The organism is Ectopseudomonas toyotomiensis (assembly GCF_017167985.1).
GTDB lineage: Bacteria > Pseudomonadota > Gammaproteobacteria > Pseudomonadales > Pseudomonadaceae > Aquipseudomonas > Aquipseudomonas toyotomiensis.
Window position 1 is genome coordinate 4219303 of record NZ_CP070505.1, and the last position, 13772, is coordinate 4233074.

At 63.2% G+C, this 13772-nt stretch carries 14 protein-coding genes; 9 read left to right on the forward strand and 5 right to left on the reverse strand.

Features of this window, described 5'->3' with window-relative positions:
* Window positions 1-44 precede the first annotated feature (44 nt).
* The 7 genes from JWV26_RS19635 to JWV26_RS19660 all read left to right on the forward strand — a co-directional run bounded on the left by JWV26_RS19635 (window position 45) and on the right by JWV26_RS19660 (window position 6396).
* Window positions 45-449, forward strand: a complete 405-nt coding sequence (locus JWV26_RS19635; RefSeq protein WP_074858922.1) for a MarR family winged helix-turn-helix transcriptional regulator — start codon at window positions 45-47, stop codon at window positions 447-449.
* A 52-nt stretch (window positions 450-501) separates the two neighbouring features.
* Window positions 502-1707: an MFS transporter gene (locus tag JWV26_RS19640; RefSeq protein ID WP_206417610.1), complete on the forward strand. Its 1206-nt coding sequence runs from the start codon at window positions 502-504 to the stop codon at window positions 1705-1707.
* Window positions 1704-1829 (forward strand): hypothetical protein, encoded by a 126-nt coding sequence (locus JWV26_RS24560; RefSeq protein ID WP_274521347.1) that lies wholly within the window; start codon window positions 1704-1706, stop codon window positions 1827-1829. The genes JWV26_RS19640 and JWV26_RS24560 overlap by 4 nt, the downstream gene beginning before the upstream one ends.
* A gap of 62 nt (window positions 1830-1891) precedes the next feature.
* Window positions 1892-2443: a glutathione peroxidase gene (locus JWV26_RS19645; RefSeq protein ID WP_206417611.1), complete on the forward strand. Its 552-nt coding sequence runs from the start codon at window positions 1892-1894 to the stop codon at window positions 2441-2443.
* A gap of 146 nt (window positions 2444-2589) precedes the next feature.
* Window positions 2590-3516, forward strand: coding sequence for an esterase/lipase family protein (locus tag JWV26_RS19650; RefSeq protein ID WP_206417612.1), 927 nt, complete (start codon window positions 2590-2592; stop codon window positions 3514-3516).
* A 42-nt stretch (window positions 3517-3558) separates the two neighbouring features.
* On the forward strand, window positions 3559-4635 hold the full coding sequence (locus tag JWV26_RS19655) for a lipase secretion chaperone (RefSeq protein ID WP_206417613.1): 1077 nt from the start codon (window positions 3559-3561) through the stop codon (window positions 4633-4635).
* Window positions 4636-4647: 12 nt separating this feature from the next.
* A complete protein-coding gene (locus JWV26_RS19660; RefSeq protein ID WP_093049597.1) occupies window positions 4648-6396 on the forward strand; it encodes a hybrid sensor histidine kinase/response regulator in 1749 nt (582 codons plus the stop codon).
* Here JWV26_RS19660 and JWV26_RS19665 read toward each other — a convergent pair whose 3' ends face one another.
* The 4 genes from JWV26_RS19665 to JWV26_RS19680 form a co-directional block, all read right to left on the reverse strand.
* Entirely contained in the window at window positions 6397-7008 is a 612-nt protein-coding gene (locus tag JWV26_RS19665) for a response regulator transcription factor (RefSeq protein ID WP_206417614.1), read from the reverse strand. It abuts the gene before it with no gap.
* A gap of 63 nt (window positions 7009-7071) precedes the next feature.
* Complete coding sequence (locus JWV26_RS19670) at window positions 7072-8346, reverse strand: OmpP1/FadL family transporter (protein WP_092374602.1); 1275 nt, start codon at window positions 8344-8346, stop codon at window positions 7072-7074.
* A 150-nt stretch (window positions 8347-8496) separates the two neighbouring features.
* Window positions 8497-8976: a hypothetical protein gene (locus tag JWV26_RS19675; protein ID WP_072424630.1), complete on the reverse strand. Its 480-nt coding sequence runs from the start codon at window positions 8974-8976 to the stop codon at window positions 8497-8499.
* Window positions 8977-9175: 199 nt separating this feature from the next.
* A complete protein-coding gene (locus tag JWV26_RS19680; RefSeq protein WP_093049604.1) occupies window positions 9176-10030 on the reverse strand; it encodes a sulfurtransferase in 855 nt (284 codons plus the stop codon).
* A 320-nt stretch (window positions 10031-10350) separates the two neighbouring features.
* Between JWV26_RS19680 and gdhA the strand changes: the two genes are divergently transcribed.
* Together gdhA and JWV26_RS19690 are read left to right on the forward strand one after the other, a co-directional pair.
* A complete protein-coding gene (gene gdhA, locus JWV26_RS19685; protein WP_206417615.1) occupies window positions 10351-11688 on the forward strand; it encodes an NADP-specific glutamate dehydrogenase in 1338 nt (445 codons plus the stop codon).
* A 129-nt stretch (window positions 11689-11817) separates the two neighbouring features.
* The gene (locus JWV26_RS19690; protein WP_206417616.1) at window positions 11818-12498 is read left to right on the forward strand and encodes a spermidine synthase; all 681 of its coding nucleotides are present in this window, start codon (window positions 11818-11820) and stop codon (window positions 12496-12498) included.
* A gap of 138 nt (window positions 12499-12636) precedes the next feature.
* Here the strand turns inward: JWV26_RS19690 and JWV26_RS19695 are convergent, their stop codons facing one another.
* On the reverse strand, window positions 12637-13698 hold the full coding sequence (locus tag JWV26_RS19695; protein WP_093049912.1) for an SMP-30/gluconolactonase/LRE family protein: 1062 nt from the start codon (window positions 13696-13698) through the stop codon (window positions 12637-12639).
* Window positions 13699-13772 lie beyond the last annotated feature (74 nt).

Genomic DNA, 13772 nt, shown 5'->3' on the forward strand with positions numbered 1-13772 from the left:
ACTGTATGAGTGCCAATCGCCGATGCGGGTATATACCTGTATCCATGTTGCCGACCTCCTGTCTCTGTACCCAACTGCGCCGCGCCAGCCGCGGTGTCACCCGCCGTTACGACGATGCCCTCGCGGCCGTCGGGCTCGGTGCTGCGCAGTTTTCCCTGTTGCGTCATGTGCAGCGGCTCGGTCAACCGAGCATTTCCCTGCTCGCCGATGCCATGGGGCTCGATCGCAGCACGCTCGGGCGCAACCTGCGGGTGCTGGAGGAACAGGGGCTGGTGCAACTGGGAGAAGGGCGCGATTTGCGCGCTCGCGAGGTACGGCTCACAGAAGCCGGCCTGCAACGCATCGAACAGGCGCTGCCGCTGTGGGAACAGGTGCAGCGTGAACTCAATGCCCGGTTAGGCGCAGATCGCCGTGCCGAGCTGATGAGGCTGCTCGAAGAACTGGCCTGAAGGCCGCATCACTGCCTACACGGTCGCAGGCGACCGTCCGCTGGAGATACCGATGACAACTGCATGGCGTTCAACCACCTGGCTGCTGCTCGGCGCATCGCTGATCCTGGCGCTGTCGCTCGGCACGCGCCATGGCTTCGGCCTGTTCCTGCCGCCGATGAGTGCGGAATTTGGCTGGGGCCGTGAGGTGTTCGCCTTCGCCATCGCCCTGCAGAACCTGATCTGGGGTCTGGCCCAGCCGATCACCGGTGCACTGGCCGACCGTTTTGGCGCGCGCAAGGCCATCGTCATCGGCGGCGTGCTCTACGTGCTGGGTCTGGTGTGCATGGGCATGGCCGACTCGCCGCTGTCGTTGTCACTGAGCGCAGGTCTGTTGATCGGTATCGGTCTGTCCGGCACGTCGTTCTCGGTGATTCTCGGCGTGGTCGGTCGCGCCGTGCCGGTGGAAAAACGCAGCATGGCCATGGGCATTGCTGCGGCGGCCGGCTCCTTCGGTCAATTCGCCATGCTGCCGGGCACGCTCGGTCTGATCAGCTGGCTCGGCTGGTCGGCAGCGCTGTTGGCCTTGGGGCTGCTGGTGGCGTTGATGATTCCGCTGGCGGCGATGATCCAGGAGACGCCACTACCAGTGACCAATGGTCCGCAGCAGACGCTGGTCGAAGCGCTGCGTGAGGCCACCAGTCACTCCGGTTTCTGGCTGCTGGCGCTGGGCTTTTTCGTCTGCGGCTTTCAGGTGGTATTCGTCGCCGTGCACCTGCCGGCCTATCTGGTCGATCACCACCTGCCGGCGTTGACCGGTACTACGGTGCTGGCGCTGGTCGGCCTGTTCAATATCTTTGGCACCTACATCGCCGGCTGGCTCGGTGGACGCATGTCCAAGCCGCGCCTGCTCAGTGCGCTGTATCTGCTGCGCGGTGTGGTGATCACGCTGTTCCTGCTGGCACCGCTGACGCAGTGGAGTGCCTACCTGTTCGGTATCGCCATGGGCCTGCTGTGGCTGTCGACCGTGCCGCTGACCAACGGTACCGTGGCGACCCTGTTCGGCGTGCGCAACCTGTCGATGCTCGGCGGTATCGTCTTCCTGTTCCACCAGCTCGGTTCCTTCCTCGGTGGCTGGCTGGGCGGCTACCTCTACGACACCACCGGCAGCTATGACCTGGTCTGGCAGATCTCCATTGGCCTGAGTGTGATGGCTGCCGCGCTGAACTGGCCAGTGCGCGAGGTGCCGGTTGCGCGGTTGCAAGGTGCGCCGGCGTGAGCCACAAGGTACTGCTGATCACCGGCCTGACGCTGGGCCTTGGTCTACTGTTGGCGCTGGCCTGGTGGGGCTGGCGCCAGGGTGGGCTGGCGTTGCTGCAGTTGGGCGTCGGTATCTGCTAGTTGCTTGCGTCTGGGCCTGCGAGTAGCGTGGTGGAATCGCGTCATCGCCTGAGGTCACTGCCATGTCTGTTCGTCGTCTTGCCTGTTCCCTGTTGCTCTCCAGCCTGGCGTTGCCGGTGCTGGCCGCAGACTGCCCGGCCATGCTCCAGGGTGAGCTGCCCAAGCTGCGCGCCAAAGGTGAAAACATCGAGCTCTGTCAGTACGCGGGCAAGCCGCTGGTGGTGGTCAATACCGCCAGCTTTTGCGGCTTCACCCCACAGTTCAAAGGGCTCGAAGCGCTTTACCAACGATACAAGGATCAGGAATTGGAGGTATTGGGCGTGCCGTCCGACGACTTCCGCCAGGAATCCGCCGATAGTCAGGAGACGGCCACCGTCTGCTATGTCAACTACGGCGTGACCTTCGCCATGACCGAACCGCAGCCGGTTTCCGGTGCCAATGCCATCCCGTTGTTCAAGGGCCTGGCCGAGCAGAGCCGGCAGCCGCGCTGGAACTTCTTCAAGTACGTGGTCGACCGTCAGGGCAAGGTGGTGGCGAGTTTCTCCAGCCTGACCAAGCCTGACGATCCCGAGCTGATTGCGGCCGTCGAAAAGGCGATCGCCTCGCAACCCTGAGAGTCTCTGAACAGGCTCTGATTCCTCTCGCTTCACGGCCCTTCACCCATCTGGGCGATGGGCCGTGTCCGTCTGCCTGCCTAGACTGGCCAGGCGCCGGACGCAGTTCACCCGGCGTGCCCTACAAGAACAATAAGGAGGCACCCATGCGTCGCGTCTATACCGCTGCCCTTGCAACACTCGCTCTGCTTGGCGCCATCGAGGCCCAGGCCAACTACACCAAGACCAAGTATCCGATCGTGCTGGTACACGGCGTGACCGGGTTCAATACCATCGGCGGGCTGGTCAATTACTTCCATACCATTCCCTGGAACCTAGAGCGCGATGGCGCCCGGGTGCACGTCGCCAGTGTCGCTGCCTTCAATGACAGCGAGCAGCGCGGCGCCGAGCTGGCCCGGCAGATCGTGCCCTGGGCCGCAGCCGGAGGCGGCAAGGTCAACCTGATCGGCCACAGTCAGGGCTCGCCGACCTCGCGCGTGGCGGCTTCGCTGCGGCCGGATCTGGTGGCCTCGGTGACCTCGATCAACGGCGTCAACAAGGGTTCCAAGGTCGCCGACGTGGTGCGCGGCGTGCTGCCACCGGGTAGCGGTATCGAAGGTGGTGCCAATGCCATCGCCAATGCTCTGGGCGCGGTGATCAATCTGCTGTCTGGCTCGAGCAACCCGCAAAACGGTATCAACGCGCTGGGCACCTTGACCACCGCGGGCACCAGTGCGCTGAACAGTCGCCACCCGTGGGGCGTCAACACCAGCAGCTACTGCGCCAAGTCGACCGAAGTGCACAACGTACGCGGTCACAGCATCCGCTACTACTCCTGGACTGGTAATGCCGCCTATACCAACGTGCTCGATGCGGCTGATCCATTCCTGGCCTTCACCGGCCTGGTGTTTGGCAGCGAGAAGAACGACGGTCTGGTGGGCGTGTGTTCCACCTATTTGGGGCAGGTGATCGACGACAGCTACAACATGAACCACGTCGATGCGATAAACCACCTGTTCGGCATTCGTGGCTGGACCGAGCCGGTGTCGCTGTATCGTCAGCATGCCAATCGCCTGAAGAACAAGGGCGTCTGATCCCGGTGAACGCGGCGGGGCAACTCGCCGTAGTGAGGTCGCATGTCCAAATTCTTCAGTCTTTCCCTGGTTGCCGTGGTGGTCGCTGGTGGCCTTACCCTGTACTGGCGCTGGCCGGCAGCAGTGCCTGAAGCGCAGCCTGCTGCCACTGCCACTGCCACTGCCACTGCCGCCGTGCCGTCACGGCAGTCGTCGATCGAGCAGGCTTCGACTTCCCCCGCCAAGGCGCCCGCCGAGGCGCAGCCGCCAATAGCCGCGACCTTGCCCAGCCTGGCCGGTACCGAGGTGGATGGCCGGCTGCGTACCGACGCGGCCGGCAATCTGCTGCTGGATCTGGCGGTTCGCGATTACTTCGATTACTTCCTCAGCGCGGTCGATCATTCCGGGCTCGATGCGGTGATCGAGGCGTTGCTGGCCGATGCCGGCCGGCGCCTGCCGGAGCCTGCACTCGGGCAGATGATCAGCCTGCTCGGTGATTACCTGGACTACAAGCGTGCCAGCATGGCGCTGATGCAGCAGCCGTTGGATGCTCGGCAGCAGGTCGAGCCGCAGGCGCAGTTACAGGCTCTGCAGTCGGCATTCGCGCGCCTGGACGAGCTGCGCCGCGCACATTTCTCTGCAGCTGCGCAGGAAGCGCTGTTCGGCGCCGAACAGGCCTACGCCCGTTACACCCTCGATAGCCTGGCAGTGCAGCAGCGTGATGACCTCGGCGAGGCGCAGCGCACGCAATTGCTCGAACAGTTGCGTGAGCGTCTGCCCGACGCGCTGCGAGAAAGTGAGCAGCGCCAGCAACTGGCTTTGGAGCAATTGCAGCGCAGCGAGCAACTCTGGCGTGATGGTGCGGACGAGCAACAGGTGCGCGAGTTCCTGGCGATGACCTATGATCCGGACACCGTACAGCGCCTGCTCGATGAGCAGCGGCGCGAGCGCGGCTGGCAGCAGCACTACCAGGCCTATCGCAATGAATTGGCCAGCCTGCAGGGTCGTGGGCTGAGCGAGGCAGATGGCGAGCAACTGCAGCGCCAGTTGCGCGAGCGGCTGTTCAGCAGTGAAGACCGACACCGTGTGGAAACCTATGACGCCATTGCCGCGAAGCAACCGGAGCCGCTCGACCCCTGACGGATGTCGCCCATGAGCGAGCGCCTGCTCTTGGCTCAGCAGCGCCGAGGCTATCGCTCGCTGCGTTTCGTCGCCGAGCTGGAGGCGGGTTTTGCCGAGCATCGGGTGCAGCGCATTCGTCGGCGTCTGCCTCTGATTGCCCCCACTGCAGCGCTGTTCCAGCTGATCTATGCGCTGTTGGATTTTCTGCTGATGCCGCTGACGGTCAGTCTCTCGGTGCTACCGCTGCGCCTGCTCGCGCTGGCGGTGTTGGCGCTGTCCTTTTTCTACTGTCGCCGGATCGAGGCACCGCCTGCCAGGGTGCCATTGGTCTATGCCGCGGCCTACTGGGTCAACGGTGTCAGCGTCGCGTTGATCGTGCACCTGTGCTGGCAGCAGGGCGTGGCGATGCCCTACGATGGCCTGTTCCTCGTCCTGTTGTTCGGCTACGCCCTGCTTGGGCTGTCGTTCCGTGCGATCAGTCTGTGCAGCTGGAGCTTCTGCCTGTTGTTCATCGGTGTGGGTGTGCTGTTCGGCGAAACCGGCGGTGAGCTGGCCTACCAGGGCCTGTTTCTGTTCTGCGCCAACCTGATCGGCAGCGTCGGTGTTTATATGCAGGAGCATGGTCAGCGTGGCGCCTGGCTGAACCTGCGCCTGCTCGACCTGGCGCGCCAGCGCGCCGAAGCCGATGACGCGCGCAAGCTGCGTCTGTTGGCTGCTGCCAGTCACGATCTGCGCCAGCCGCTCAACGCCATGGGGTTGTACGCCGAACACCTAGTGGAGCAGGGCGGCGATCAGCAAACCCGGCGCATCAGCGCGCGTCTGGCCGCTTCGGTAGAGCAGTTGGGGCGTCTGCTGCAATCGTTGCTCGACTACACCCGCCTGACCTTGCCCGGTGGCGTGCAGGCCAGGCCACATGTGTTCGCCCTGCGCCCATTGCTCGAGCGGCTGATTGCCGAAGTGCTTCCGGAGGCGCAGCAACAAGGGCTGCAACTAGAGCTGCATTGTGACGAGTGCGGGGTGTACAGCGATCCGCTGTTGCTGGAGCGACTGCTGCGCAATCTGCTCAACAATGCGCTGCTGCACGCACAGGCGCAGCACCTGAAGCTGAGTGCGCGGCATGACGGCGACGCAATCGTGTTGGAGGTGGCGGACGATGGCCGCGGTCTCAGCGAGGCGGAACAAGCGTTGGTGTTCGAGGAGTTTCGTCAGTTGGACAATCCCGGGCGCAATGCCGAGCGCGGACTCGGTCTCGGCCTGGCCATCGTGCAACAGCTGGCCGAGGTGCTGGAGCACCCCTTGCAGTTGCACTCCCAGCCAGGTGCTGGCACACGCTTCGCCCTGCAGTTGCCGCTTGCTGAGGTGCCGGTACAAGCGCCACGTGTCGATGCTGCGCTGGCATTGCGCGGGCGCATCCTGTTGCTCGAAGACGACGCCACTGGGCGCGAAGCCCTGGCCGGCTTGCTGCGTCGCTGGGGTTGCCAGGTGCAGGCTTGCGCCGATCTGGCCGGTGCGCTGCAGGCCTTGCGTCAGGAGGCGCCGCAGCTACTGATCAGCGACTATCGGTTAGCCGAGCGGGGCGACGGGCTGCAGGCCATCGAGCGATTGCGCGAGGCGGCAGGGCAGATGTTGCCGGCGTTGCTGATCACTGCTGATCTGAGCCCAGAACTGCATGAACGCTGCCTGCCGGCGCACGTCATTCCTCTGGGCAAGCCCCTGTTGCCGGCGCGTTTGCGCCAGGTGCTGGCCACTCAGTTGCAGGCACGCCAGGCACTCACCTGATCACAGCCAGCCGCGCTGACGGGCGGCGCTGACGCAGGCGGTGCGTGTATGCACGGCGAAGGTTTCGAACAGCGCCTTGAGGTGCGTTTTCACCGTGTCTTCGGCCAGACCCAGTTCGCGGCTGATGGCTTTGTTCGGCAGGCCTTCTGCCAATAACTGGAGAATCTCCAACTGCCTGGGTGTCAGGGGTGATGAGCTGCTTGGCGCAGGCAGGGTTTCGCCCAGCAAGATGCGGGTCACCGCCTGGCGCAGGGCGTTGCCATCGGAGCTCTTGGGGATGAAGCCGAGTGCGCCGGCGGCCAGCGCCGCCTGCGCCTCCAGCGCGGAATCACTGGCGCTGAGAATCGCCACCGGCGTGTTCTCGCCGCGCACCAGCCAGCGCTGCAACAGCTCGATGCCGGGCTCGTCAGGCAGGCGCAGGTCGAGCAGGATCAGGTCATAGTCATGCTGACGCAAGCACTGCTCCGCTTCTGCAGCGCTGTGCGCGGTATGGATCTGCAGGTTCTGGCTCAGTGGCGACAAGGCCAGGGAGAGGCCGTCGAGAAAGATGCGATGGTCGTCGACCAGCAGCAGGCGAAGATTGTCGGGCAGGGTGGTGCAGAGGGCAGTCATGATGTTCTCACGCGGCTTTTATTGTTGTTCTGCCGCGTGAGTTTAGCCAAAGCCGAGCCTCGATTAGAAGCGGTAGCTGAGTGAAGCCCCCAGGCCATGAGCGCTGTTCTTGTAGCGCGCACTGTAGGTGCCACGGGTAGCGCTGACGTGGTTCACGTCCACCGACTCTTCCTGCAGGTAGGAGTAGGCCACGTCGATGGTCATGTCCTGGTTGGGGCTCCAGCCGGCGCCGACGCTGAAGATGGTGCGGTCACCGGAGGGCACGCGCGGCGAGCGGTCGACGTTGTTGGTCGGCGATTGGTCGATGGCGATACCGGTGCGCAGCGTCCACTGCGGGCTGACCTTGTACGACAGACCGACTGCATGGGCCCAGGTGTCGTGCCAGTTCTGCTCTTCGACGATGGTGGAGAGGTTGGCTGGCAGCGTCGCGGAGTCGTTCTCCACGCGGATTTCCTTGAAGCGGCTCCAGCGCGTCCAGGTGCTGCCGACATACAGCGTCAGCGCATCGCTCAGGTCGTGAGTGATGGACATATCCACCGACTCGGGCGTGGTCAGGTCCAGATTGGCGTCGTACTTGCCGGCGATACCGGCCAGCGCGCCGCTACCGGAAACGCGAGTATCGCCCTCCAGTTCGTACTTCACGCGCGAATGGTAGGTCACGCCTGCGCGGGTGTTCGGGGTGAACTCGTAGAGCACACCGACGTTGAAACCGACGGCGGTGTCGTCACCCTTGACCTTCACCTTGCCGTCATTGCTACCGGGGCTCAGCGGGTTGAGCACGGAGGAAGTGAGTTCGCCTTCGATGTGGTTGAAGGTCGGGCCGAAACCCACCGACAGCTTGTCATTGAAGCGATAGCTCAAGGTCGGCTGTACGGTGATCACCCGCACGTAGCTCTTGTCGGCGTAGTAGCGGCCCTGGAAGCTGCTCTCGTAATCGGTCATCAGGCCAAAGGGCACGTATACGCCCAGACCGAAGGCGACCTTGTCGTCCAGCGGTTTGACGTAATAGCCCATGGGCACCCCAGTGGTCGGCACCATATCGCCGTCGTTGCTACCTGACAGCGCCAGGGGGCCTGCGTTGGCGCTGGCGTGGCTGATATCGCTCTTGGCGTGAATCGCCGCCGCCCCTACATACACTTCGTCGCGCTTGAGGCGCGCCATGCCGGCCGGGTTGCCGAACACGGTGCTGGCGTCATCGGCGGACGATGAGCGTCCGGCGAAGGAGGTGCCCATGCCGGAAATGCTTTGTTCGTTGAGGGCGAAGCCACTGGCGAAACCATGGCTCGAGGTGGCGGTGATGGCGACGGCAAGACCGGTCTTGAGAAGACGTTTGCTCACGGGGAAGCTCCTGTGGTGAGGCGGGGGGGCGCACGCTACAGTTTTTCCTGACCCCTGCCAAGACGCTGAAGTTCCCTAAATAGAGCGTATTGTCGGACAATTGGTTTGATAATGTACGGATTTTCTAAATTAGATTTTCTGACTATTTGATCAGGCTACCTGGCTGACGGGCTCGATGCAGCGTTGCCAGGCATCGAGAAAATCATGTTGCCGAGCCTGGGGCTGAAAAACCTTGCACCATATTCGGCCCAAGGCCGGCAGATCATCGGCGGCTGGCATCTCGAGTTTCTCGCTTTCGACCAGCAGCCAGGCAATGGCCGTGGCGTAACGCAGATTGACCGTCAGCTCCACGTGTGGTGCTTCAAGGAAGGCGTGCTGGCTGGCGAGGCCACGTACACGGCTGGCAAGCTCGGGGTCGAAGGCCAGATGCCGGTCCCAGAGTATCTGGTGGCGCTGTTCACTGATGCGATACAGGCCGTGACCTTGCGGGGTGTCCAGCGCGCTGCCCAGTGCCGACTGACAGGCGGCAGCTCCCAGCAGCAGCGCTTCGGCCGTGGCGCTATGGCGTTCGAGATAGAGAAGGGTAGGGCGGATCACATGCTGGCTGAGATCGCAGGCGGCAATTCCCATGGCATCCTCGCGGAGGGTGCCGGTGGGGCCGGGCGCGTGGCAGCTTTTCTAGTGGCTCTTCGATAAAGGCCCCACCGGGAGCGGGGTTAGCCGCTCATTTTCAAGTCTAGTGCGATATTTAAGCTGTAAAGGTCTGTTTTTAAATTGATTCTTGATCTGAGTTATTGGGCATATTTCGATTGGTGCTTAAAACCTTCGATCAATCGCCCGTGGCTATCGGGCGTGTCGGATCGGTGATCCATTCGCTCCAGGACCCCGCATAGAGCGGTGCCAGTGGGTAACCAGCGAGGCTCATGGCGAACAGGTTGTGGCAGGCAGTGACGCCGGAGCCGCAATAGGCCACCAGGTTTTCCAGGGGACGTTCTCCGCGCAGCTTGTCGAAGCGCTCGCGCAAGGCGTTCGGCGCAAGGAAGCGGCCATCGTTACCCAGGTTGTCGGTGAACACGGCGCATTGCGCGCCGGGAATGTGCCCGGCGATTGGGTCGAGTGGCTCGACCTCGCCACGAAAGCGCGGCAGTGCTCGCGCATCGAGCAGGGTCAGGTCCGGGTTGCCCAGGCGCTGGGCCAGTTGATCGGCAGTCAGCAGCAGGCTGTTATCGGGCTGCGCCGTGAAATCACCGGGGGCATTGCTCGGTGCCGCTGTGGTCAGCTCCTGGCCGACTTCACGCCAGGCTTTCAGGCCGCCATCTAGCAGGTACAGGCCATCACGTTTGCCCAGCCACAGCAGCAACCACCAGGCGTGCGCGGCGAAGGCGCCGGGGCCATCGTCATACAGCACCACCTGGCTGTCCGCCCGCAGGCCGCAGCTGCGCAGGCGTTCGACCAGCGCGCTCGGGTCGGGAAGTGGGTGGCGGCCGGTGACGCCCTTGACCACCGGAGCGGACAGATCCTGTTCGAGATCGAGGAAGTGGGCGCCCGGTATATGCCCATCAAGGTAGCTGCGGCGGCCGTAGGCCGGGTCTTCGAGGGCGAAGCGGCAGTCCAGGATCAGCAGGTTTTCCTGTCCCAGACGTTGTTGAAGGTGTTCCGTGCTGATCAGTTGAGCGAGTGGCATGGTGTCTCCTGTGTCATAGCAGGGTTTGCGGCATCATACCGCCTAGCCTGCTATCCGATCCCCACGAAGAACCAGCCTGTTCAGCTTCATTCGGCAAAGCTGTGGCTCCAGCGGCGCAAGTCGTGGTCGATATTCGTGCGCTTTTGGCCCTTATTCGGTGCGTAATTAAATTGGGAAAACTCTGCTGTAGAGGCTTTTCAATCTTTTCTCACTGGGTGATGCACTAAAAAGTTTCATCAAGGCGACATTTTGATCTGTTTTGGTGCTTTGCTGCCTGCTAGAGTGCCGGCCACTTTGTCTCTGTGGTGTCGAGGTGCCGCATGTCGTTGTCCGTCGATTCTTTCCTGACGCGCCTGAAACAGCGCGATCCCGATCAGCCGGAATTCCACCAGGCGGTGGAAGAGGTGGTGCGCAGCCTGTGGCCCTTCCTCGAAGCCAACCCGCGCTATCGCGAGGCTGGCATTCTCGAGCGTATGGTCGAGCCGGAACGGGCCATCCTGTTTCGCGTGCCCTGGGTCGACGACCGTGGCCAGGTGCAGGTCAACCGCGGCTACCGTATCCAGATGAGTAGTGCCATTGGTCCGTACAAGGGCGGTCTGCGTTTCCACCCCTCGGTGAACCTGGGTGTACTCAAGTTTCTCGCCTTCGAGCAGGTATTCAAGAACTCGCTGACTTCGCTGCCCATGGGCGGCGGCAAGGGCGGTGCGGACTTCGATCCCAAGGGCAAGAGCGAAGGCGAGGTGATGCGCTTCTGCCAGTCGTTCATGAGTGAGCTGTACCGCCATATCGGTGCCGATCTGGACGTGCCGGCCGGTGACATCGGTGTCGGTGGTCGCGAGATCGGTTATCTGTTCGGCCAGTACAAGCGCCTGTCCAACCAGTTCACCTCGGTGCTGACCGGCAAGGGCCTGAGCTACGGTGGCAGCCTGATCCGCCCGGAAGCCACTGGCTATGGCTGTGTGTATTTCGCCGAGGAGATGCTCAAGCGTATCGACCAGGGCTTCGAAGACAAGCGCGTGGCCATTTCTGGCTCCGGCAACGTCGCCCAGTACGCGGCGCAGAAGGTCATGGAACTGGGCGGGCGGGTGATTTCGATGTCCGACTCCGAAGGCACGCTGTATGCCGAGGGCGGCCTCAACGACGAACAGTGGCAGTACCTGATGGAGCTGAAGAACGTGCGTCGTGGTCGTCTGCGCGAGATGGCTGAGCATTACGGTTTGCAGTTTCTCGCCGGGCAGCGTCCGTGGGGCCTGGCCTGCGACATCGCCTTGCCCTGCGCGACGCAGAACGAGCTGGACGGTGAGGATGCCCGCGTGCTGCTTAAGAACGGCTGCATCTGCGTGGCCGAAGGCGCCAACATGCCCTCGACCCTGGAGGCAGTGGATCTGTTCGTCGAGGCCGGCATCTGCTACGCGCCAGGCAAGGCCTCCAACGCCGGTGGCGTGGCCACCAGTGGCCTGGAAATGAGCCAGAACGCCATGCGCCTGCACTGGAGTGCTGGCGAGGTGGACGAGCGTCTGCACGGCATCATGCAGAACATCCACCATGCCTGCGTCCATCACGGTGAAGAGAACGGCCGCATCAACTACGTCAAGGGCGCCAATATCGCCGGCTTCGTCAAGGTCGCCGATGCGATGCTGGCGCAAGGCGTGGTCTGAGCTCATCGCTGTAGACTCGAGGCCCCGCGTGAGAACGCGGGGCCTCGTCGTTTCTGGCGGGGCTGTGCTGCTCGGCCGATTCAGGCATGCTGCCTGCCCTCACGCTCGCTACACAGGTCTTGGTTCTGCATGAAACGTTTTGTCTTGCTCGACAGCGCTCCGATCCCGGGTACGAATGGTGCGCTGAACCTGTTTGAGTATGGGGAAGACTTCGTCATCAAGATCGCCGGTGGTGATGGCGGGCAGCTGATGAATACACGCATGCACGGCTCGGAAGATGCCCTGGCCGCGATTCCCTGCAAGCAGATCGCTGGCCGTCCACAGGTGCGGGTACTGATCGGAGGTCTGGGCATGGGCTTTACCCTGGCCTCGGCGCTACAGCACCTTGGGGCTGACGCCGAGGTGGCGGTGGCCGAGCTGGTGCCTGGCGTGGTCGAGTGGAACCGTGGCCCGCTGGGGGCGAAGTCTGGTTATCCGTTGAATGACCCGCGTGCGGTGATCATTCAGGAGGACGTCGCCAAGGTGCTGCAGGTCGCCGAGCAGTGCTACGACGCGATCATGCTGGACGTCGACAACGGCCCCGAAGGGTTGACCCAAAAGGGTAATGACTGGCTGTACAGCATGGACGGCCTGCGTCAGTGCGCCAAGGCGCTGAGGCCCAAAGGCATGCTGGCGGTGTGGTCGTCCAGCGCCGACCGGGCCTTTTCGGAGAAAGTACGCAAGGCGGGCTTCAAGGGCGAGGCGGTGCAGGTGTATGCCCATGGCAACAGGGGCACGCGACATACCATCTGGATTGCCCAGAAGGTCTGAGCCTGCAGCCTTTCGATTTGCCTTGCCGTAGGGTGGGCCGGGCGGCGATCCGCTTCAGCCCACCAACTTGACGCGCTATCGCACCACCGTGAATGACCGCTCCGCCTTTTCGCTGTCATTCGCCGGTGGAATCTCGTCTCAGTGAATCTGCAGTTTGCCGATGCGATCGTTATCCAGGCTGCCGAAGTACAGGTAGTCGCCCACCGGTTTCACCGAGGTGACCATGCGCAGGTGCGTACCGCTGGTGTCATGCAGGCTACGGACGATCTCGCCGTTCTCGTTGAGGGCAATGGCGAAGCCGTAAGGGATCGCTTTCGGCCACAGCGCGCGCGGCAGTTTGGCCAGTTGCGCCTTGAGCCATGGGTGGCGATGGAGGAAGTCGGCGTCGGCCTTGCGCGGGGTCGGCAGTGCTACCCAGAAGGTGCCATTGCGGTCGCCCTGCAGGTTGTCCGGCAGGCCCGGCAGGTTGTCGATGAAGATGTCGTGCTGGCCGGCCTTGTCGCCCTTGAGCCAGTAGCGGGTGATGCGATAGCGATAGGTCTCGTTGACCAGTACGAAGTCCTCGTTCGCCGACAGGGCTACGCCGTTGGCGAAATACAGGTCTTTCAGCAATACGCGGGTTTCGCCGCTGGTCGGGTCATAGCTGAGCAGGCGACCGTGGGGGCGGGCCTCGAGCAGGTCGAGCAGGTAGTCCGGCTGTTCGAAGCGCGATGAGGCGTCGCTGAAGTAGATGGTGCCGTCGCTGGCGATGTCCAGGTCGTCGGTGAAGGCGAAACGCAGGCCTTCAGCCTCGGTGGTCAGCACCTTGATCGCGCCCTGCGGGTCGATGCTCAGCAGGCCCTTGTAGGCATCGGCGACGATCAGGTTGCCACTGGCGTCGAAGTTCATGCCCAGCGGGCGGCCGCCGGTGTCAGCGAAGGTTTCCAGGCTATCGTCTGCCAAAACGCGAACGATGCGGCCGTCATGCAGGCCGGCGTAGACCCGGCCCTGGCTGTCGACGGCGGTGTCTTCCGGACCATGCACCTGGCCGCGTGCCAATAGCTCGGCTTTCATCAGGGTGTCGTTGGGCTCCAGAGCGCCCGTCATCGCCGGGGCGGGCGCGGCGTCCCAGGGCAGTGGATCGATCGGGCTGGGGGTCAGGGCCAGGTAACTGGCCGCTGCGGCCAGCAGCATGACGATCAGGGCAAGCAGTTTCTTCAGCATTGTTGTTCTTCCGTGTCGGAGGTGGTGCGCGGCACAGATTACACAGTTCCGGTTATCGGCGGCAGGCTGCT

Bases quoted from the DNA above. Each gene is read 5' to 3' on its own strand.
- JWV26_RS19635 (WP_074858922.1), top strand. From the start codon at position 45: ATGTTGCCGACCTCCTGTCTCTGTACCCAACTGCGCCGCGCCAGCCGC.
- JWV26_RS19660 (WP_093049597.1), top strand. From the start codon at position 4,648: ATGAGCGAGCGCCTGCTCTTGGCTCAGCAGCGCCGAGGCTATCGCTCG.
- JWV26_RS19640 (WP_206417610.1), top strand. From the start codon at position 502: ATGACAACTGCATGGCGTTCAACCACCTGGCTGCTGCTCGGCGCATCG.
- JWV26_RS19655 (WP_206417613.1), top strand. From the start codon at position 3,559: ATGTCCAAATTCTTCAGTCTTTCCCTGGTTGCCGTGGTGGTCGCTGGT.
- JWV26_RS19665 (WP_206417614.1), bottom strand. From the start codon at position 7,008: ATGACTGCCCTCTGCACCACCCTGCCCGACAATCTTCGCCTGCTGCTG.
- JWV26_RS19690 (WP_206417616.1), top strand. From the start codon at position 11,818: ATGAAACGTTTTGTCTTGCTCGACAGCGCTCCGATCCCGGGTACGAAT.
- JWV26_RS19645 (WP_206417611.1), top strand. From the start codon at position 1,892: ATGTCTGTTCGTCGTCTTGCCTGTTCCCTGTTGCTCTCCAGCCTGGCG.
- JWV26_RS19675 (WP_072424630.1), bottom strand. From the start codon at position 8,976: ATGGGAATTGCCGCCTGCGATCTCAGCCAGCATGTGATCCGCCCTACC.
- JWV26_RS19650 (WP_206417612.1), top strand. From the start codon at position 2,590: ATGCGTCGCGTCTATACCGCTGCCCTTGCAACACTCGCTCTGCTTGGC.
- gdhA (WP_206417615.1), top strand. From the start codon at position 10,351: ATGTCGTTGTCCGTCGATTCTTTCCTGACGCGCCTGAAACAGCGCGAT.
- JWV26_RS19680 (WP_093049604.1), bottom strand. From the start codon at position 10,030: ATGCCACTCGCTCAACTGATCAGCACGGAACACCTTCAACAACGTCTG.